A 19,482-nucleotide genomic window follows, 5' to 3' on the forward strand; every position below is an offset into this window, starting at 1 on the left:
AGGCCGGCCGGTAGGCCGCCTCGCGGTGCTTTTGTGGTACTCGCCCCCTCGAGAGGCCGAGCGGAGGTTCTGCGCAGTGGGCAACCCGGCATGGATGCCGGGTTAGCCGCGCACGGCCATGGATGGCCGATCGCGGCGGGCCCACGGAGCAGGACCGGAGCGAGGGCATGCCGAGCCTGGGCGAGGCACCGAACGACAGGGGCAAAAGCGCTTGGTTACTTGGCGCTTTTCCAAGTAACCCGCTGTAAGAGCGGAACCAATAGCAGCCGTTACCGCAGAAACGGATATAAACCCAAACCCAAACCCAAACCCAAGCCCTAATGCGAAGTCCCCTCCACAAACTCAATCTTGTTCCCCACGTTGTACTTACCCGACGGCTTGTTCATCGGCAGGCGTTTGATCTCCTTAAGGGTATTGCTGTCGTACACAATCAACGCGCCATCGTTGGCCCAAATACTCAAAAGCAGGTAGCGGCCATCGCGAGTGAACTCGACATGGGCAGCCGTCTTGCCAGGCATCGGGCGCAAGGTGTGGGCGATTTCCAGAGTCTGTTTGTCAATCAAGTGGATCGCATCGTTGTCCGGCCCGAAGAACACGTCGGTCCAGGCATACCGCGAGTTGACATGACTGCGCATGAAGAACCCCGGCCCCAGGGTCGGAATTTCCTTGATCAGTTTCCAGGTCTTGAAGTCGATGACCGAGATCAGTCCCTTGCTGATGTTCGGCGTGGCGAACACCCACTCACCGTTGCGTTTCCAGTAGGTTCCCGACCCCAGATGCGGCATGCCTGGCAGCGGTATGTCGGTGACCACCTTGCCACTGTCGAGGTCGATCACCTGGCCGCCCTTGGCCTTGCGCGACGTGGCCAGCAGTTGCTTGTAGTCCGGTGAAAAGGAAAAGTCGTCCAGCACATCCTCGGCCTGGATCCGTCGTGGTTCGAAGTCCGGTGTGCCGGCGCTCGACAACTCCCAGACTTCCTTCACATCCTTGAGTGCCACGATGAAACTGTCCCGTGGCGGGGCGGTGTAGACCGCGCTGACCCGAGACGCGGTGCCGTCCTGGCCGATTGCGGGGATGGTTTTGACCAGTGACAGATCGCGGGCATCGAGCACCACCAGATTGCCCGGCAGATAGTTGCCCGCCAGCACCCAGCGGCCATCCTTGCTCACCGCCAGGTTGCGGGTATTGAGCCCGGCGCGGACCTCGGCGATCAGCTTCAGGTTGTGCAGGTCGTACAGGCTGACCCAGCCATCGCGTGAGGCGACGTAGACGAAGCGTCCATCCGGGGAGAACTTCGGCCCGCCATGCACCGCAAAGTGCGAAGCAAACCGCGCCAGCACTGCGAAACGATCGCCGTCGAGGATGTCGATGTGGTGGTCGCCGGCTTCCACCACCACAAACAGGTTCAGCGGATCGGCGCCATGCTGGGGCGTGTCGGGCAGTTTACTGATGTCGGCGAGGATGGAATGACTGCCGCGAATGTCGTCGTTATTCCAGGTGGGCGGGGTGGCGGGGGGTTGCTGAAGATAGTCCACCAGCGCGTCGATCTGTGCCGGGCTGAACAGGTTGGCATACCCGGTCATCTGGCTTGCGGGGCGGCCGTTCTGGATGACGCTGCGGATTTCATCGGGTTTGATCCGGCTCAGACTCTCCGGCAGCAAGGCCGGCCCCGTACCGCCGAAACGGTTGGCGCCATGGCAGCGCTGGCAATGTTGTTGGTAGAGGTCGGCGGCCGCGTCGGAGGATGGAAGCGCTGCACCGGCATGGGCTGCACTGATCCATAACAATGGGGCAAGCAGCATGCGCCTCATATCGCCACCTTGCCGTGGCGTTGCAACACGGGAGCGGAGTAAAAGCGCGCCGGGTATTCCTGCTGTTGGGTGGCGAACAGATCGACCACTTTGCCGATCACCGTCAGCGTCGGAATGCCCGGTGGGCAATCCAGCGCCAGGGTCGGCAACTGGTGCAGCTTGCCTCGGGCGACGTGCTGGTCGGGACGCGTGCCATTGCTGATCAGCGCCGCCGGTGTATCGGCGGCCATTCCGGCTTCGATCAAGCGCTGGGCGATAATTCCGAGGTTCGATAACCCCATGTAAAACACCAGGGTCTGGGTACTGTCGGCGAGGCTGCTCCAGGGCAGTTGCAACTCACCATCGCGTTGCAAATGACCGGTGATGAAGCGGCAGGAGTTGACCAGGTCCCGGTGGGTCAGCGGGATGCCGGCGTAAGCACTGCAGCCGGAAGCGGCGGTAATGCCCGGGACCACCTGGCAGTCAATGTTGCGTTGCAGCAGATACTCCAGCTCCTCGGCGCCACGGCCGAATATGAACGGGTCGCCGCCCTTGAGTCGGACCACGCGCTGCCCCTGATCGGCGAGGTCGGCGAGCAGTTCGTTGATCTGTTCCTGGGGCAGGCTATGGCAGCCGCTGGCCTTGCCGACGTAATGCCGGGCGCAGGTGAGGGGGATCAGCGTCAGCAGCTCGGGGCTGATCAGGCGGTCGTAAACCACGGCGTCGGCCTGCATCAACAGGCTCCAGGCACGCAAGGTCAGCAAGCGTGGATCACCGGGGCCGGCGCCGACCAGGGCCACTTCGCCCGGTCTGAACGGGGACGCAAGTGCGGCCGGTAAAACAATCGATGGGTGCATGGGACGTCCTTGGTTCTTCATCAGGTGGGCCGGCCCCATCCTTTGCCAGATGGCTCGCCAGGCGGGTGCTTCAGTGCATGACGCAAGGGATGGTGATTAATGGAGGCATACCGATTTCTTCATCGCTGAGGTGACAACCGGGGTCCTGGCCCCAGAGGTCGCCTTCGGCCCAGGCACGGGTGCGGGTATTGCCGTTGCAGATGTTCAACCAGCGGCATTGGCCACAACGGCCACCGACGGCGCGCGGATGCGCGCGCAACTGCTGCAACAAGGCGTCCGGCCGGTCCAGCCAGAGCGTGCGGAACGGCGTGTGCCGGACGTTGCCCACCGAGTGCTGCCACCAATAGGTGTCGGGGTGCACTTCGCCGGTGTTGTCGATGTTGGCGATGCCGCTGCCCGAGGCGTTGCCGCCCCAGGCGCGGAGCATGTGTTCCAGACGCGGGTAATGTTCGGGTAGATGCAGGCCCACCCATTGCAGCAAGAGAATCGCGTCGGCATCGTTGTTGCCGCTGACAAAATCGCTGTCGCGACCCTGCTCGATGTCTTCCCAGGCCCGTTCGAAGATCAGTGTCATCGCTTCGCGGCTCATCTGCTGCCGGGCGTCGAGCTTGCGGCTGCGTTTGCCGCGACCGCTGTAGTTGAGGTGCGACAGATAAAACTTCTGCACGTCGTACTCGCGCATCAGCGCCAGCAATTGCGGCAATTGTTGATGGTTCTCCTGGGTCAGCGTAGTGCGCAGGCCGACGCGAATGCCTTGTTCACGACAGAGCCGAATCGCCCGCATGGAACTGGCGAAGCTGCCCTTGAGTTGGCGGAACGCATCATGGGTGGCTTCCAGGCCATCGATGCTGATCCCGACATAATCGAAATTCGCCGCGCGGATCTGCGTGATGTTCTGCTCATCGATCAGCGTGCCGTTGGTGGACAACGCCACAAAGAAACCCTTGGTGCGGGCGTGGGCGCTGAGCACAAACAGATCGTCGCGCAACAAGGGTTCTCCACCGGAAAGAATCAGCACCTTCACCCCGGCGTCGTGCAGATCGTCGATTACGGTCAGTGCGGCGGGCGTATCCAGTTCATCGCAAAAGACGCTGTCGGCGGACGTGGCGTAGCAGTGTTTGCAGGTCAGGTTGCAGCGCCTGAGCAGGTTCCAGATCACCACCGGCGGCCGGTTGCTGCCCGGTGGGCTGGTTCTGGGGGCAGGCGCCTGGCCGGTCAGGGCACGCAGGTATTGGCTGATCCTCAACATGCAAATCTCCTTGAGTCGGGGTGTGTTCAGCGCGAAGCGGGTGGTAAACGCAAACCTGATGCCCGTAGCAGCTGCCGAGCTTGCGAGGCTGCGTTCGGCTGCGCAGCAGTCGTAAAACCTGCGTGCGTGATGTGTCTGACATACCGCACTGCCTGATTTAACGACTGCTGCGCAGCCGAACGCAGGCTTCGCCAGCTGCTACACGGCATGCGTTGAACTGACCGGCGTTAAGCGCAAACCGGTTTTCTTCAGGATGCGGCTGCTCACCAGCATCTCGTCGGCGGCGCAGGCGTCGCCCAGCAAGTAGCGCAGGTGCTCGCGGTAGCTGTCGATTTCCTCGCGGCTGCGACCGTGGATCATGGCGAACAGGTTGTAGCGCCACGCGGTTCGTCGCGGGCGCCGATAGCAATGACTGACGAAGGGCTGCGCACCGATCAGTGCGCCAAGGCGCGGCATATCTGTGTCGCGCACATCCCAGACCGTCATGCCGTTGTAGCGATAACCCAGGCGATAGTGGTTGGGGACGGCGGCGATGCGCCGGATGGCGCCCTCGGCCTGTAAGCGCTTGAGCAAATCCAGGGTGGATTCGATGCTCAGCTCCAGCTGTTCGGCGAGCCAGGCCCACGGGTCGTCCAGCAACGGCAGGCCGGCCTGGGTCAGCTCGATCAGACGCTGAGCCAGGGTGTCTTCAGACCGGGAAGTACAGACCGACATGGTAGGTCTCCTCTTTGGGCAAGTTGAGCAGCGGCAGGCCGGTCAGGGTTTCGATGTGCTGCAGGGTTTCGGCGATACCTTGTTCGGTCGGGCAGCCGAGCACAAACCACATGTTCCAGGCGTGTTCGCGTCGGTAGTTGTGCGCCACTTCAGGCAGTGCATGCAGTTGCTCGGCGACGTCTTCGAAACGCTCCTCCGGCACCGCCAATGCGGCAAGGGTGAAGGCGCCGCCGAGGCGTTCGATGTCGAACATCGGGCCGAAGCGCGTGAGCATGCCGTCTTCCAGCAGTTCATGAAGGCGGTCGAGCAGTTCGGTACTGCTGCTCTCCAGTTCGGCGGCCAGTGCCTGCCACGGGTGGCGCACCAGCGGCAGGCCCAGTTGCAGGCGGTTGATCAGCCGACGGTCGAGGTCATCCATGGGTGGGGGCTCCAGTTGGTGAGGGGGTAAAGCGTCCGCCGCACTGTTTGAATGCGTGAGTGCTGAACAGCAGTTGGTGGGGCAGGTCGCTCAGCAGGTGTTCTTCCAGCAACGCCTGGATCTGCGCCTCGACCTGCGCGCGTTGGCGCCCATGAACCATGCAAAAGAGGTTGTAGCGCCACTGCGGCAGGCGCCGCGGCCGTTGGTAGCAGAGGGTTATGCCGTGCGCCCGGCCCAGGCGCTGGCCGACTTCGTCGATCAGCGCGTCCGGAACATCCAGCACCAGCATGGCGTTGGCGGTAAAACCCAGCGCGCGATGGTTGAGCACCAGGCCGATCCGGCGAAACAGCCCTTGTTCGTGCCACTGATGCATTTGCGCGAGCACCTGGTTTTCGTCGGCGTCTATCCGTTCGGCGAGGGCCAGGTAGGGGCGCGATACCCGCGGCAACCCGCCTTCCAGATGCCGACGCAGTGCCAGTGCCTGTTTGGGACTCAACCCCGGCGTCATGAGCTTTCTCCCAGGGCAAAACCGAGGTCGATGCGGTAAGCGGTCAACATCGGCAGATCCAGCGGCATGAGGCCGGTGTCTTTCTCAAGTTGTTCGAGAACCCGTTCGATGTGTTGGCGATCAGGGCCGGTCAGCACAAACCACAGGTTGTAGAAATGCTCCCGCGCGTAGTTATGGTTGACCTCGGGATATTGGCTGACGTGCTCGGCGACCTGTTGCAAGCGTTCGGCGGGCACGGCGAGGGCGGCGAGGGTGCTGGCCCCGGCACGACTGTGTTCGAACACCGGGCCGATCCGTGAGAGGGTGCCGGCCTGATCCATTTCTTCCAGGCAAGCCATCACCTGGGCTACGCGACAACCGAGAATCCGCGCCATCTCCTTGTAAGGCTCCGCGCACAGCGGCATGCCGTGCTGGAAGCGGTCGATCAGTTGGCGGCTGAGCAGGTCGAGGTTCATTTCAATAGCCCATTTTTTGCGCACGACTGCTGAAGAAGATGCCGCTCGGCGCGGTGGCGGGAAGGGTGCTCAGTTGCTTCAGGCTGTACGGGTCCCAGACCTGAACCTGATCGCCATCGCGTAACGACAACCACAACTGATCGCCGCGAGCGGTGAATTCCATGTGCAGCACCGCCGGCCCTGGCCGCAGATCGGCGACCACGGCATGGGTTTCGCTGTCGATGACTTGAACCCGATCGTTGTCCGGGTAGGCGAAATTGACCCACAGCTGCCGACCATCCGGTCGGGACGTGACGAACACCGGTTGGCCAGCCACCGGGATGGCAGCGGTCTGCTTCCACGTGCGCGAATCCATCACCAGCACCTGATGCCGGCCAACGGCGGGCACGAAGGCCTGGTGATCGGCGACGGCCCAGCCTTCCAGATGCGGCATTTTGTAGACGGGCAATTTCGCCTGGCCGCGTCCGTAATCACCGAGCACTCGCTGCACCCCGCGCTCCGGATGCCAGAGGTCGAGTTGCGCCATGCCGTCTTCGCCGAACAGTCCCGCCATGTAATAGCGACCATCGGGGGTAACCAGCGCGTCGTAGGGTTGCTGGCCGATGTCGGTGAATCGGCTGATTTGCGGCGTGTTGCCCTGACTGAAATCGGCGGTCCAGATCTCGCCGGTATCGAACAGGCTGAACACAAACCGCTGACCGGGCGCGTCGACCAGGCCGACCACCCGTGAGCGCTTGCTGCCATCGGCCAGGGGCGTGGCCGGAATATCGGCCACCAGTTGCAGGGTTTCGGCATCGAACACCTTGACCCCGCCGGGCACGTAATTGGACACGGCGATGAGTTTGCCGTCCTGACTGATCGCGCCGCCGATGCTGTTGCCGCCCTGTATCACCCGTTGATCGATGCGTTGGGTCAGCAGGTCGATCTTGCTCAGCCCGCCGTCGCGGCCGAACACATAGGCATAACGCTGGTCGCGGGAAAACACCACCGAGGCATGGGACAGATCGCCCAAACCCTCGAGTCGGACCAGTGCCGTGCGGGTGTCGCTTTCGATGATTTGCACGCTGCCGGTGGCACGCTCCACCACCACCCCCAGATCGCCGGTACCGCGCAACGGTGGCTGAATACACGCGGACAACAACAGCCCGGTCGCCGCTAAAAGCAGGATTGATCGGATCATGGTGCGGGATATCCCTGGAGAAGAAGATCGACCAGCCAACCGATGTCATCCGGGCTGAGCAGCGGGGCCCAACCGGGCATCGCCGTGCCGGGCCGGCCTTGGCTGACGGTGGCTATCAGGCTGTCCCTGGACTTGCCCGCCAACGTTGCGCGGGTCAGGTCGGGACCCAGCCCGCCGGTCATGTGCAGTCCGTGGCAGGCGCCGCAGTCCTGGGCCAGCAGGTGTTCGAGTTGTGCCTGACGCTTGGCGTCGGGCGCGGCAACCGTGGTTGCGCAAATGAGGAGGAGGGCCGCCAGAATCGTAGCGTGTCGATAAACCTTCATGACGCCCTCCAGTTGGCTATTTGAGACTCAGGACCCAGGTTGCAAGTGTCTTCGCTTCTTCATCCGTCACCGGGTTGGCCGGCATTGGCATCGGGCCCCAGTTGCCTTGCGTACCGTTCTTGATGTGGCTGGCCAGGGTGTCCACGGCCCCGGCCACGCCGGCGTTCTTGGCCGCGACATCCTTGAGCGCCGGGCCGACCAGCTTGGTGTCGATGGAATGGCAGGCGGCGCAGGGTTTGCTCTTGAACAGCTCCTGGCCGTCTTGGGCCATGGCCGGCTGCACACTCTGCGCAGCGGTCAGGGCGAACAGTGAAAACAGAATATTTTTCATGGGGATTCCTTGCATTGATGGAGCTCAATAGATGTCGTGTTGGGTGTTGTAGACGTTGAATTTTCCGGTGGGGGTGATCAGTCGTTTGTCCTTTATGACTGATTTGAGCTTCAGCGTTTTGTCGTCGATCACTACCAGCGCCGATTCCTCTGACTGACCGCTCCACACGGAGAACCAGACTTCATCGCCGGCCTTGTTGTATTCCGGCTGTACCACCCGCATGGCGCCTTGCTTGATGCCGGCGTACTCGGCAATGGGCAACACGGTGTAGCCGGCGTCGAGTTTGTCGATGTTGAACACCGCCACCGACTGGCTCAGCTTGGCGTCGGGGTTGAGGGTGGTGTCGACATACAGGTGACGGGAATCAGGGTGGGTTTTGATAAACAGCGATCCGCCGCCCTGGCCCTTGAGTGAGGCGACCTGTTTCCAGGCGAATTGCGGGTGTTTGACCGGGTCGGTACCGATCAGGGAAATGCCGTCATCACCCAGATGGCTGGTGGCCCAGACCGGGCCGTAGGTCGGGTGGTTGAAGTTGGCGCCGCGCCCCGGGTGAGGGGTTTTGCCGACCTCCACCAACGCTGCCAGCTTGCGATCTTTGGAGTCGATCACAGCGACTTTGTTGGAGTTGTTGGCGGCGGTCATGAAGTAGCGGTGCGTGCTGTCCCAACCGCCGTCATGCAGGAAGGGCGCGGCATCGATGTAGGTGATGGTGAGGTTTTTGATGTCCTGGTAATTGACCAGCATGACCTTGCCGGTCTCCTTGACGTTGACGATGAACTCCGGCCATTCGTGGGAGGCGATGATCGCTGCGACCCGGGGTTCAGGGTGATATTCCTGCTTGTCGACGGTCATGCCTCGGGTCGAGACGATCTGTTTGGGCTCCAGGGTTTCGCCATCCATGATGGTGAATTGCGGCGGCCAATAGGAGCCGGCGACGGTGTATTTGTCTTCGTAGCCCTTGAACTTGGAGGTCTCCACCGAGCGCGCCTCGATGCCCACTTTGACTTCGGCGACCTTGGTCGGCTCCACCGGCCACAGGTCGATCATGTCGATCCGCGCGTCTCGACCAATCACCAGCAGGTAGCGACCGGAGGCGGAGATTCGCGAGATGTGCACCGCATAACCGGTCTCGATCAGCTTGACGATTTTCTTGCTGTCACCGTCGATCAAGGCAATCTTGCCGTCATCGCGCAACGTCACCGAAAACAGATTGGGCAGGTTGAGTTTGCTCAGTTGCTTCTTCGGACGATCCTCAGGCTTGACCAGCACTTTCCAGGTTTTCAGCGTCTCGGCCATGCCCCATTCCGGCGGCGTCGGCGGCGTGTGCTGAATGAACTTGGCCATTGACGTGATCTGATCCTTGGTCAGCGCATTGGACGTCCCCCAGTTCGGCATGCCCGCCGGTGAACCGTAGGTAATCAACGCCTCCAGAAACGGTTGCCCGCGGGACTGGGTGATGTCCGGTGTCAGTGGCTTGCCGGTGGCGCCTTTGCGCAGAACGCCGTGGCAGCCGGCGCAACGCTGGAAGTAAATTTCCTTGGAAGAGTCGAACTCGGCCTGACTCATGTCGGGCGCCCCGGCGGCTTTGACCATCAGCGGGCTGGCCGCAGCGGCAGCGGGCTCGTCGGCCCGGGCCGCATGAGTCACCGCAAGGGCCAGCGTCGAACACAATGTGGCGACAGTCAGAGCAAACGTTTTTCTATTGCTGATCAGCATTCCATTTCTCCTCAGGCAAGACCTTTGCGATGTGCTGAAACGGCAGCGCAGAACGCAGGTTCTTAGTGCCGTGCAAGGCTATGCCCGAGCAGGCCAATGCTCGCTTGACCGCGATCAAGTTTGCCGGCCATGTCACTTGCCAGGTTGTCGCAGGGGCCCGTAGCGTGTGGCTTGAATCCGCTTTTGGAACAGACAGCCCATGGACCGAATCCAGTCTTGCGAACCCTTCTATCAACCGCTCAATAATGAGGAGGTGCTGTTCGAGCAAGCCTGGCGACACGGCATGCCGGTGCTGATCAAAGGCCCGACGGGGTGCGGCAAGACCCGCTTCGTCCAGCACATGGCCCATCGGTTGAAACTGCCGCTGTACACCGTGGCCTGCCATGATGATTTGAGCGCCGCCGACTTGATTGGCCGTCATTTGATCGGTGCCCAAGGCACCTGGTGGCAGGACGGGCCATTGACCCGAGCGGTACGTGAAGGCGGTATTTGTTATCTGGACGAAGTGGTCGAGGCGCGCCAGGACACAGTGGTGGTGTTGCATCCACTGGCTGATGATCGTCGCGAGTTGTTCCTGGAGCGCACTGGCGAAGTGCTGCAGGCACCGTCGTCATTCATGCTGGTGGTGTCTTACAACCCCGGCTACCAGAACCTGCTCAAAGGCATGAAGCCCAGCACCCGACAACGCTTCGTGGCGATGCGTTTCGGCTATCCGCCGGTGGCCGACGAAGAGCGCATTGTCGCCCGGGAAGCGCAGGTAGACAGCGCGCTGGCGGCGCAAGTGGTGAGGCTGGGGCAGGCACTGCGCCGGCTGGATCAACATGATTTGGAGGAAGTCGCCTCGACGCGGCTGCTGATTTTCACCGCGCGAATGATCCGCTCCGGCATGAGCCCGCGTGAGGCATGCATGGCCTGCCTGGCCGAGCCGCTGAGCGATGATCCGCTGACGGTTGCGGCGCTGATGGGCGTGGTTGATGTCCACTTCGGCTGAGGCCAGACGCGTTGCGCCGGGGCACTTGCCAGGCGATCTGGCGATGTGGTTTTTCATTCTGGCCGAGCTGTCGGTGTTCGCCATTCTGATTCTGGCGTTCGCCGTGACCCAGGCACTCAAACCGCAACTGTTCGGTGAAAGCCGTCAGTTGCTCAACACCTCTACCGGCCTGGCGATGACCCTGAGCCTGCTCACCGCCGGGCTGTTCGCCGCGCTGGCTCAAGAGCAAGTCAAGCGCTCCCGGTCTCGCCACGGCGCTGTCTACCTGCTGGCAGCGTTGCTCGCCGCCAGTGTCTACGTGGTGTTGAAGATCACGGAATACCGGCACTTGCTGGCCTCGGGGCTGGGCATGGAGCACAACACGTTTTTCACCCTCTACTGGATCCTCACCGGTTTTCATTTTCTCCATGTACTGCTCGGCATGGTCATCCTCGGGTGGCTCGCCGAGCGCTGCCGTCGTGGTTTGTACAACGCCGCCAACCGCAGCGGGCTTGAATCGGGTGTGCTGTATTGGCACATGGTCGATCTGATCTGGGTGGTGCTGTTTCCGCTGGTCTACGTTCTGAATTGACGGGGGTTCTGATGTTGGCTTCCAGGTTTTTGCTGGTCTGTTGGGCAGCGCTGGCCACGTTAAGCGTGTGCACGGTGGTGCTGGCACAGATGGGCGCGACATGGCTGCTGTCGGTGGCCATTTTGCTGGTGGCGGTCGGCAAGGCCTGGCTGATTGCCGATGGCTTTATGGAAATGCGCCATGCCCCGCGATTGTGGCGCCTGTTGATGGTGAGTTGGGGGGTGGTGTTGGCCGCCGTTGTAGGGCTGACGCTGGCTTCAATCGGTTAACCAATCCATGTAGCAGCTGGCGAAGCCTGCGTTCGGCTGCGCAGCAGTCGTGAAATCAGCCACCGCGGTGTTTCAGATGGACCGAGGCGGCAGGATTTACGACTGCTGCGCAGCCGAACGCAGGCTTCGCCAGCTGCTACATGGACCGAGTACGACTTAAGCGTATTACCCGACCAAAACCATCTGCCTTTCTTGATCGCCATCAAGCAGGTTTCAACCCTTCGCTTTCTATCATGGGCACGCCAAGCAAAGAGGAAGCGACCATGTCAGAGACCTTCACCAAAGGCATGGCCAGGAATATCTACTTCGGGGGAAGCATCTTCTTCTTCCTGATATTCCTGGCCTTGACCTATCACACGGAACAGACCTTTCCAGAGCGCAGCAATGAAGCGCAGTTAACTGAATCAGTGATCCGCGGCAAGACGGTCTGGGAGCAAAACAACTGCATCGGCTGCCACACGCTGTTGGGCGAGGGCGCCTACTTTGCGCCTGAGCTGGGTAACGTGTTCCAGCGGCGTGGCGGGGAGGCGGGCTTCAAACCCTTTCTACATGCCTGGATGAAAATGCAGCCGCTGGGCGTACCGGGCCGGCGCGCGATGCCGCAGTTCAAGTTGAGCGAGCAAGAGGTGGATGACATCGCCGAGTTCCTCAAATGGAGCTCGAACATCAACACCAATGGCTGGCCGCCAAACAAGGAGGGCTAAGAGATGAGCATGGCTAATCCGCATCTGAAATTCGCCTCGCAAGCCGTGGCCAAACCGTACTTCGTGTTTGCCCTGATGCTGTTTCTCGGTCAGGTGCTGTTCGGTTTGATCATGGGTGTGCAATACGTGGTGGGGGACTTTCTGTTCCCGATCATTCCCTTCAACGTGGCGCGGATGGTGCACACCAACCTGCTGATCGTCTGGCTGCTGTTCGGCTTCATGGGCGCTGCCTACTACCTGATTCCGGAAGAGGCCGACCGCGAACTGCACAGTCCGAAACTGGCGATCATTCTGTTCTGGGTATTCGCCGCCGCTGGCGTGCTGACGATCCTGGGCTACCTGCTGGTGCCTTATGCGGGCCTGGCCAAACTGACCCACAACGAGTTGTTGCCGACCATGGGCCGGGAGTTCCTGGAGCAGCCGACCATCACCAAGATGGGCATTGTGGTGGTGTGCCTGGGCTTTCTCTACAACATCGGCATGACCCTGCTCAAAGGTCGCAAGACCACCGTCAGCATGGTGATGATGACCGGGCTGATCGGCCTTGCGGTGTTCTTCCTGTTCTCCTTCTATAACCCCGGCAACCTGGCCCGCGACAAGTTCTACTGGTGGTGGGTGGTGCATCTTTGGGTGGAAGGTGTGTGGGAACTGATCATGGGTTCGATGCTCGCTTTTGTCCTGATCAAGATCACCGGCGTCGACCGGGAAGTCGTGGAGAAATGGCTGTACGTGATCATCGCCATGGCGCTGATTACCGGGATCATCGGCACCGGTCACCACTTCTTCTGGATCGGTGCGCCTGAGGTCTGGTTGTGGGTCGGCTCGATCTTCTCGGCACTCGAACCGCTACCGTTCCTGGCCATGGTGATCTTCGCCTTCAGCATGGTGAAGAACCGTCGCCGGCAACACCCGAACCGCGCCGCCACACTGTGGGCCAAGGGCACCACAGTCACCGCGTTCTTCGGTGCGGGTGTCTGGGGTTTTCTGCACACCCTGGCACCAGTCAACTTCTACACCCATGGTTCGCAACTGACGGCGGCGCACGGTCACCTGGCCTTCTACGGTGCTTACGCGATGATCGTGATGACCTTGATCAGCTACGCCATGCCGCGATTGCGCGGGTTGGGTGAAGCCGCTGATGAGCGTTCGCAGACCTTGGAAATCTGGGGCTTCTGGTTGATGACCCTGTCGATGGTGATGATCACGCTGTTCCTCACCGCTGCCGGTGTTGTCCAGGTTTACCTGCAACGCTGGCAGGCCGACGGGATCGCGTTGCCATTCATGGCCACGGTCGAACATCTGCAGGTGCTGTTCTGGGCGCGTCTGGGCGCCGGTCTCGGCTTCTTCGCAGGCTTGCTCTGTTACCTGCTCAGCTTCAAGCAACGCAGCCGCGCCGCCTTGCGCGCCCCGGCTGCGGTAGTACCTTCATGAGCGAGTGCAACAGCTAGAAAAGGTCGGCCCGGCTGATACAGCGGGCCGTTTTTTTGGTTTCCGGGAAGGGCAAGCATCATGGCGTTTACCGTCGAACTGGAAGAGTGGGTAGGCAGTGTCTGGCATCGTTTCATCACCCGGCGTGCCAGCCCGGACTTCCCTGAAGCACGGGTTGAACTGGCCAGCCAGCAACGCCCGCTGGCGCTGTTGTTTCGCGCCATGGGCGGTGCCAATGGCATCGGTGTGGAAGCGGCCAGCGACCGCGATCTGCTGCTGCGCCGAAACGTGTTGCAGCAAATCGCCGGCACCTGCAAACAAGTGCCGTTGGCGTGGTGTGACGCGAGTCATTTGCGGCTGCCATCGAGCCTGGCGGTGTTTCCTGAAGTTGCATTGAACGAGGAACTCTATCGTTGGCTCGCGTTGCTGGCGGCACAGGCCGGCCAGATGCGTCACTGGGGTCGGGACAATCAACGCTGGACGCAACAGCTGTTGCGGCGCTATCCCGCGCTGCGTGCTCGTTACAAACGACTGGTCGATGCCCATCTGCAATTGCGCCCCGATCCGGCCTCGTTGAACGCCAGCGAAGCGGCACTCGAACGGGCGCTATGCCAGGCGCTGCGCGAACCCGGCAGTGTCGAGTATTTTCCTCGCAGCGAACGGGCCGCGTGGCCGCTGCCGCTGTGGTTGTACCCACCACAAAACCTCGCCAGCCCGCAGGCTGCGGATCTGGGCGATGAATCCGAAGAGTCTTTGACCACGCCGCCCGGCGAACAGAAAAGCGGGCGTAAACGCGCGACGCGGATCGATGAAAGCACCCGTGAAGGCGGGCTGTTGGTGGTGCGTCTGGAGAACCTGTTCAGCTGGACCGAGCACGTGGACCTGGATCGCTGGTCGGACGACAGCGAAGACCCGGACGCCGCCCGAGTTGCCGATGACCTGGATGAACTGACGCTATCTCGCACCCGTCTGCGCAAGGGCGGCGGTCTGAAGCTGCACCTGGATTTGCCACCGGCCGATGTCGACGATATTCCCCTGGGCGAGGGCATCAAGTTGCCGGAGTGGGACTACCGCAAACAACAAATGCAGGACAGCTTCGTCAATCTGCAAATGATGGTGCCCCGCGACTGTGAGGCACAGCCGTTGCCATTACGGCTGAAGGCGTCGGCGCACCGCTTGCGGCGCCAGTTTGAGCACCTGCGTAATGACCGCCAATGGTTACGCCAGCAACCCCAAGGCTCTGAGCTGGACATGCAGGCCTGGCTGGATTTTCACGTTGAGCGCGAGCATGGCCAGTGTGCCGAACGCGGTCTGTTCATGGAGCAGCGGCAGACCCGCCGCGATCTCGCGTGCCTGTTACTGGCCGATGTGTCGATGTCCACCGACGCCCACCTTAACGATGAGCACCGCGTCATCGACGTCATCCGCGACAGTCTGCTGCTGTTCGGCGAAACCTTGTCGGTGCTGGGCGATGATTTCGCCCTTTACGGGTTTTCCTCGCTGCGCCGTCAGCAAGTGCGCATGCAGGAACTCAAGGCGTTCACCCAGCGTTATGACGACACCACCCGAGGTCGCATTCAAGGTCTCAAGCCGGGGTATTACACGCGCATGGGCGCCGCCATTCGCCAGGCCACGCAACTATTGGGCACGAGCAAGCGGCGCAGCAAACTGTTGCTGCTGCTCACGGATGGCAAACCGAATGATCTGGATCTGTATGAAGGGCGCTACGGTGTTGAAGACACCCGCGAGGCGGTGCTGCAGGCGCGGCGTCAGGGGTTGACGCCGTTCTGTATCACGATCGATCGCGAAGCCGGGGATTACCTGCCGTACATGTTCGGCGCCAATGGCTACACCTTGATCCGCCAGCCTGAGCAGTTACCGCTGCGCTTGCCGCAGTTGTATCGGCAGTTGACTCAACCGTAATGTCCTTGACCACCTGCGTCCTTGTAGCAGCTGCCGAAGGCTGCGTTCGGCTGCGAAGCAGTCGTAAAACCATTCACTGCGGTGTTTCAGTAGTACCGTGGGCTCAGGATTACGACTGCTTCGCAGCCGAACGCAGCCTTCGGCAGCTGCTACAGGGGATATATGCGGTCTTCAGCTGCGCGGCAGCCAGAAAAACATCGTCACGCAGAAGATCGTCAGGCCAACGCAGAACCACATGAATCGGCGCTGCCGGCGTTCCCCCGCCTGTGCAGCCAATGCCGGCAGGGACATGCCGCATTGGCGGCACTCGACTTCTTGTGGTGGGTTGGCATGTTGGCAATAGAGGCAGACGGGCATGGCACTCACTCGAACTGTTCCAGGCGCAGACGATCAAGAATGGCGATCTGACGGCCGTCTTGAGTGATGATGTTTTCATCGATCAAGCGGCGAATGATCCGCGAAAAGGTTTCCGGCTGGATCGACAGATGACCGGCAATCAGCTGCTTGGCCATCGGCAGCTCGAATTGGCTGTCAACGGTTTGCTGGCGTACCAGTTGCGTCAGCAAATAACGCACGACCCGGTGGGTGGCGTTTTTCAGTGACAGGGTTTCGATTTCGTTGACCCGTTGATGCAAGCGAACGCAGAGCTTGCCCAGCAGCGCAAAGGTCAGCCGACTGTTGCTCTGCAGCAGGCGCATGTAGGTGCTGTTGGATAACCGGTAGAGCTGGGTGGGGCAGATCGCTTCGGCCGAGGCCACATAGTTCGGGGTGTCCATCAGCATCATCGCCTCGGCGAAAGTTTGCCGATCGCTGATGACCTCGAACACTTTCTCCTGCCCATCGGGTGTCAGCCGGTAGATTTTCACCGCGCCGGCAATGATGAAATAGAACGAATCGGCCGGCTCACCTTGACGGAACAACGGCTCGCCTTTGTCGATGCTCAGCAAGTGGCTGGTACTCATCAGTTCATCCAGCTGTTCTTCGTTCAACGGCTCGAACAAGTGATGACTGCGCAGAATCTGGTGATGGACGCGATGAAGCACCATGAAAATTCATCCTGAAGAGAGAGAAAGGAGGATCAGGTCAGACGAGACCCAGGGAGACGCCGCTGGCCAGGGCCAGGATTGAGGTCAACACAACAAACCAGGCCAGTGGCTGGATGACTTTTTTCATGACGACTCCGGGTAATCGAAAGGGATCCAGGATTTCTAAAAGGTTGCCCATGCAGAGCAAGACGCGGGCCAGGCTTGGAGGGCCTTGTTTATTGGGGGTGTCATCGATCAGGGTTAAAAGTACCGTGATCTATAGGGTTTAAATGACCATCAAAGGGTCATTTGTACCCTGATCCGATCACCCCTGTGGTAGCGAGCCTGCTCGCGATAGCGGTGGGTCAGCCAACATTGATGCTGAATGTACCGCCGCTATCGCGAGCAGGCTCACTCCCACAAGGGTAAGTCCTCTCGCTACAGGGGTTCGAATGAGCATCGGGGGCACGTCCCTTGCACACTTGATCTGCGACAAAGGCAATGAATCGGTAATAGCCGATGATTGGCCCTGGATTTACCTCGGCGCGTACGGGTTGGCGCCAGGTCAGCAAACAGGTAGAGGAGTGGCTTTATGCAAGTGCTTGACCGCCGTAAAGCGATGGCCATCGCGCCGCTGTTACGGCTGGCCTTTCGGCCGTTTTTCCTCGCTGGCTGCCTGTTGGCGGTGCTGGCCATTGCGCTGTGGCTGGCGGCTTTTAGTGGTTCGATGTCCGACTGGCAGCCGGCAGGCGGTTGGCTGGGCTGGCATCGGCATGAATTGCTGTTCGGGTTCGGCTTGGCGATTATCGCGGGCTTTTTGCTGACGGCCGTGCAGACCTGGACCGGTCGCCCCGGCCTCAGCGGCAAGCCGTTGGCCGCTCTGGCGTTGCTGTGGTTATTGGCGCGAGTGGCCTGGCTGGCCAACGCGCCGTGGCCGTTGCTCGCGGTGCTGGAAATAGCGTTCCCGTTGGCGGTGGCGGTGCTCATGGGCTTCACCTTGTGGAAGGTGCGGCAGAAACGTAACTACCCGATTGTGGTGGTCTTGCTGTTGTTGGCCGTGGCCGACGGGTTGTCTTTGTACGGGCTGGTCGAGGGGCATGAAGGCTGGCAGCGCCAGGGCGTGCTGACGGGTATCTGGCTGGTGGCGGCGATGATGGGGTTGATTGGCGGGCGGGTGATTCCATTCTTCACCCAGCGTGGACTTGGTCGGGTGGAAGGCGTTGCAGCCTGGCCCTGGCTGGATCGATTGCTGTTGGTGGGCTCGCCGCTGGTGGCGTTGTTATATGCCGCAGGACCTGCGCTCAACCCTAATGCCTGGGTGGGCCTGCTGTTCGCGGTGCTGGCGGCGGGACATCTGGTGCGACTGGTGCGCTGGCATGACCGGGCACTCTGGCACGTACCGTTGCTGTGGTCGCTGCACCTGGCTTATGGCTGGTTGGCGGTGGCCTGTCTCGGGATGGCGCTGTGGCATTTCGGCGCGCCGATTAACCCGAGTCTGGCGGTGCATTGCCTGACGATCGGGGCCATGGGCGGCCTGGTGTTGGCGATGATCGCGCGAGTCAGCCTTGGGCATACCGGCCGTGCGCTGGAGCCGCCGTCGGGGATGACCCTGGCGTTCATCTTGCTCAATCTGGCGTGTCTGAGCCGGGTCGTGTTGATCGAGTTCTTTCCCTTGCCGGCATTGTGGCTGGCCGGTCTGTGCTGGGCGCTGGCGTTTTCGCTGTATGCCTGGCGTTATGGGCCGATGCTGCTGCGGGCCCGGGTGGACGGTCATCCGGGATGAGCAGGCGAACTGACAGAGGCTGGCGCTGATGTATCCCTTTTTGCTGGTCACGCATTTGCTGGCAGCGATTGTCTTCATCGGCACGCTGTTTTTCGAGGTGGTCATCTGGTATCGCGCACGCCAGCAGTTGGCGGATACCGCGCAATCCACGGCGGATCAGGCGATTGCCGTGCGTTCGCGCAAGGTACTGCATGGCGTGGTGTTGCTGTTGTATGGCGCCGGCATCGGCCTGGCGTGGCAGTACCGGGGCGCATTGGGTCAGCCGCTGGCCAGCAGTTTTGGCCTGTTGCTGAGCCTCAAGATCCTGTTGGCCCTGAGCATCATCGGCCATTACTTGCTGCTGGCCTATTGGCTGACCCATTCGCGCCTGACCACGACTCGCGCCAGCTGGATTCGCCGCAGCATCCTCGGGCACATGGTGTTGATCGTGATCCTGGCCAAGGCGATGTTCTATTGGCATGGTTGATCACAAGCAGTCCAGGATAAACAGAACCCGCGCCAACCGATGGGCTGACGCGGGTTGGGTGTGACTGGCGATCGATCAATGACGAGGGTTCAGGGCGTTGATGAACAGCACGTTGTTTTCCAGATGGATGTGTTGCATCAGGTCGTCTTTGAATTCCAGCAGCCCGCGATAGAGAGCGCGCCAGGTGTTACAGGCATCGGCAGGCGGGATGATGTGATTGGTCAGGGCGAGCATTTTCTCCAGTGCTTCACCATGTTGATCATGTTCGAAGCGCAGCACCTGGATCGGCGGAGCCGCTTGAGCACCGATGCCCTGTTGCAGCATCGGGAACAGCACCTGTTCTTCCTTGAGCATGTGGCCTTCGAGCTCTTGCTGCATGTCGGTCAGGAGATCGGCCAGGCCGTTGGGGCAGCTGCTGCGCGCACCATGGACCTGCTCGACGCGGCGGGCCAGGCGGATCAGTTCCGGCAATTGCTCGCGGTGACGGGCGTGGTAGCGCGCCAGAAGGTGGGCGATCAACAGTTCCAAAGGTTCGTTGCGCCAGTCGTGCTGGGTTTCGCCGGCGTCTTGCAGAATGTTCAGGGCGTCGGCAATGAGGACCGGATCGAGGTTTTTACCCAGGGCCGCTTCACGCAGGCTTTTATGCCCGCCGCAACAGAAGTCCAGTTTGAAGGTATGGAAGATCCGGGTGGCACCGGGAATGTCGCAGGCCAGTTGGCCGAGGCTTTGTTCCAATAGGGTCTGGCTCATCAGGGTTCCTTGTTTGGGTTTCGACGGTTCC

Annotated in this window: 22 protein-coding genes; 8 read left to right on the top strand and 14 right to left on the bottom strand. The window is 61.1% G+C overall.

From position 1 onward, the window contains the following. Positions 1-317: 317 nt before the first annotated feature. From IB250_RS02485 to IB250_RS02535, 11 genes are all read right to left on the bottom strand, one after another. Complete coding sequence (locus IB250_RS02485; protein ID WP_192342826.1) at positions 318-1,811, bottom strand: cytochrome D1 domain-containing protein; 1,494 nt, start codon at positions 1,809-1,811, stop codon at positions 318-320. Beyond that, complete coding sequence (gene cobA / locus IB250_RS02490; protein ID WP_192342827.1) at positions 1,808-2,647, bottom strand: uroporphyrinogen-III C-methyltransferase; 840 nt, start codon at positions 2,645-2,647, stop codon at positions 1,808-1,810. Before cobA ends, IB250_RS02485 begins: the two co-directional genes overlap by 4 nt. A 70-nt stretch (positions 2,648-2,717) precedes the next feature. Continuing rightward, entirely contained in the window at positions 2,718-3,896 is a 1,179-nt protein-coding gene (nirJ, locus tag IB250_RS02495) for a heme d1 biosynthesis radical SAM protein NirJ (RefSeq protein ID WP_192342828.1), read from the bottom strand. A gap of 198 nt (positions 3,897-4,094) precedes the next feature. Beyond that, positions 4,095-4,610: a nitrite reductase gene (locus tag IB250_RS02500; protein ID WP_192342829.1), complete on the bottom strand. Its 516-nt coding sequence runs from the start codon at positions 4,608-4,610 to the stop codon at positions 4,095-4,097. Beyond that, positions 4,585-5,028 carry an Lrp/AsnC family transcriptional regulator gene (locus IB250_RS02505; protein WP_123494260.1) on the bottom strand — a complete coding sequence of 148 codons (444 nt, stop codon included), beginning with the start codon at positions 5,026-5,028 and terminating at the stop codon, positions 4,585-4,587. The genes IB250_RS02500 and IB250_RS02505 overlap by 26 nt, the downstream gene beginning before the upstream one ends. Beyond that, the gene (locus IB250_RS02510; RefSeq protein WP_192342830.1) at positions 5,021-5,536 is read right to left on the bottom strand and encodes an AsnC family protein; all 516 of its coding nucleotides are present in this window, start codon (positions 5,534-5,536) and stop codon (positions 5,021-5,023) included. Before IB250_RS02510 ends, IB250_RS02505 begins: the two co-directional genes overlap by 8 nt. After that, complete coding sequence (locus IB250_RS02515) at positions 5,533-5,991, bottom strand: Lrp/AsnC family transcriptional regulator (protein WP_063340233.1); 459 nt, start codon at positions 5,989-5,991, stop codon at positions 5,533-5,535. Before IB250_RS02515 ends, IB250_RS02510 begins: the two co-directional genes overlap by 4 nt. A 1-nt stretch (position 5,992) precedes the next feature. After that, entirely contained in the window at positions 5,993-7,171 is a 1,179-nt protein-coding gene (locus IB250_RS02520) for a cytochrome D1 domain-containing protein (protein WP_192342831.1), read from the bottom strand. Beyond that, positions 7,168-7,494, bottom strand: a complete 327-nt coding sequence (locus IB250_RS02525) for a c-type cytochrome (protein WP_192342832.1) — start codon at positions 7,492-7,494, stop codon at positions 7,168-7,170. The genes IB250_RS02520 and IB250_RS02525 overlap by 4 nt, the downstream gene beginning before the upstream one ends. A gap of 16 nt (positions 7,495-7,510) precedes the next feature. After that, the gene (locus tag IB250_RS02530; protein WP_192342833.1) at positions 7,511-7,825 is read right to left on the bottom strand and encodes a c-type cytochrome; all 315 of its coding nucleotides are present in this window, start codon (positions 7,823-7,825) and stop codon (positions 7,511-7,513) included. A 24-nt stretch (positions 7,826-7,849) separates the two neighbouring features. After that, positions 7,850-9,541, bottom strand: coding sequence for a cytochrome D1 domain-containing protein (locus tag IB250_RS02535; RefSeq protein WP_192342834.1), 1,692 nt, complete (start codon positions 9,539-9,541; stop codon positions 7,850-7,852). 208 nt (positions 9,542-9,749) lie between these two features. On the opposite strand from IB250_RS02535, the gene IB250_RS02540 reads away from it, so the two are divergent. The 6 genes from IB250_RS02540 to IB250_RS02565 all read left to right on the top strand — a co-directional run bounded on the left by IB250_RS02540 (position 9,750) and on the right by IB250_RS02565 (position 15,427). Then, a complete protein-coding gene (locus IB250_RS02540; protein WP_412548329.1) occupies positions 9,750-10,532 on the top strand; it encodes a CbbQ/NirQ/NorQ/GpvN family protein in 783 nt (260 codons plus the stop codon). Beyond that, entirely contained in the window at positions 10,516-11,103 is a 588-nt protein-coding gene (locus IB250_RS02545; protein WP_123494271.1) for a cytochrome c oxidase subunit 3, read from the top strand. Before IB250_RS02540 ends, IB250_RS02545 begins: the two co-directional genes overlap by 17 nt. 11 nt (positions 11,104-11,114) lie before the next feature. Further along, on the top strand, positions 11,115-11,372 hold the full coding sequence (locus tag IB250_RS02550) for a cytochrome C oxidase subunit IV family protein (protein WP_192342835.1): 258 nt from the start codon (positions 11,115-11,117) through the stop codon (positions 11,370-11,372). Positions 11,373-11,635: 263 nt separating this feature from the next. Further along, positions 11,636-12,076: a c-type cytochrome gene (locus tag IB250_RS02555; RefSeq protein WP_038982840.1), complete on the top strand. Its 441-nt coding sequence runs from the start codon at positions 11,636-11,638 to the stop codon at positions 12,074-12,076. Between the two features lie 3 nt (positions 12,077-12,079). Continuing rightward, positions 12,080-13,507: a cbb3-type cytochrome c oxidase subunit I gene (locus IB250_RS02560; RefSeq protein WP_063340224.1), complete on the top strand. Its 1,428-nt coding sequence runs from the start codon at positions 12,080-12,082 to the stop codon at positions 13,505-13,507. Positions 13,508-13,585: 78 nt separating this feature from the next. Then, positions 13,586-15,427: a nitric oxide reductase activation protein NorD gene (locus tag IB250_RS02565; protein WP_192342836.1), complete on the top strand. Its 1,842-nt coding sequence runs from the start codon at positions 13,586-13,588 to the stop codon at positions 15,425-15,427. Positions 15,428-15,598: 171 nt separating this feature from the next. On the opposite strand, the gene IB250_RS02570 is transcribed toward IB250_RS02565, so the two are convergent. Beyond that, a complete protein-coding gene (locus tag IB250_RS02570) occupies positions 15,599-15,784 on the bottom strand; it encodes a protein DnrP (RefSeq protein ID WP_225603289.1) in 186 nt (61 codons plus the stop codon). Positions 15,785-15,789: 5 nt separating this feature from the next. After that, complete coding sequence (locus IB250_RS02575; protein WP_008075049.1) at positions 15,790-16,473, bottom strand: Crp/Fnr family transcriptional regulator; 684 nt, start codon at positions 16,471-16,473, stop codon at positions 15,790-15,792. Positions 16,474-17,044: 571 nt separating this feature from the next. Here IB250_RS02575 and IB250_RS02580 point away from each other — a divergent pair. After that, the gene (locus tag IB250_RS02580) at positions 17,045-18,235 is read left to right on the top strand and encodes an NnrS family protein (RefSeq protein WP_192342838.1); all 1,191 of its coding nucleotides are present in this window, start codon (positions 17,045-17,047) and stop codon (positions 18,233-18,235) included. A 28-nt stretch (positions 18,236-18,263) separates the two neighbouring features. Continuing rightward, complete coding sequence (locus IB250_RS02585; protein WP_192342839.1) at positions 18,264-18,701, top strand: hypothetical protein; 438 nt, start codon at positions 18,264-18,266, stop codon at positions 18,699-18,701. A gap of 75 nt (positions 18,702-18,776) precedes the next feature. Here IB250_RS02585 and ytfE read toward each other — a convergent pair whose 3' ends face one another. Further along, entirely contained in the window at positions 18,777-19,451 is a 675-nt protein-coding gene (gene ytfE / locus IB250_RS02590) for an iron-sulfur cluster repair protein YtfE (RefSeq protein ID WP_008075057.1), read from the bottom strand. Positions 19,452-19,482 lie beyond the last annotated feature (31 nt).

It is taken from the genome of Pseudomonas sp. PDM09, assembly GCF_014852305.1.
Taxonomy (GTDB): Bacteria; Pseudomonadota; Gammaproteobacteria; order Pseudomonadales; family Pseudomonadaceae; genus Aquipseudomonas.